Source organism: Pseudomonas sp. MD330_10 (assembly GCF_042610415.1).
GTDB lineage: Bacteria > Pseudomonadota > Gammaproteobacteria > Pseudomonadales > Pseudomonadaceae > Aquipseudomonas > Aquipseudomonas rhodesiae.
In genome coordinates, this window is record NZ_JBHGZU010000098.1 from 1 (window position 1) to 257 (window position 257).

Below are 257 nucleotides of genomic sequence, written 5' to 3' on the forward strand. Positions count from 1 at the left end.
GGACGTTGCGCAATTGCCGAACGTTGCCAGGCCAGGCGTAGTCGAGCAAAGCGTTATGCGCCTTTTCCTCAAGCGCCACAACCTGTCCTGGCGCTACATTCGCAAGCAAAAACGCCAGCAATTGCGCTTTGTCGCTACGTTCACGTAAGGGTGGCAGGTTAATTTCAACGCCGTTGAGACGATAGTAAAGATCTTCGCGGAAGCTATCGATGGCCACACGTTCTGACAGGTTGCGATGGGTGGCGCTGATGATTCTG

Annotated in this window: 1 protein-coding gene; it reads right to left on the bottom strand. The window is 54.1% G+C overall.

Annotation, left to right across the window (positions count from 1 at the left end):
- Nucleotides 1-257, bottom strand: a 257-nt coding sequence (locus ACFZPT_RS26775; RefSeq protein ID WP_379559143.1) for a sigma 54-interacting transcriptional regulator, incomplete at both ends; no start/stop codon positions are given.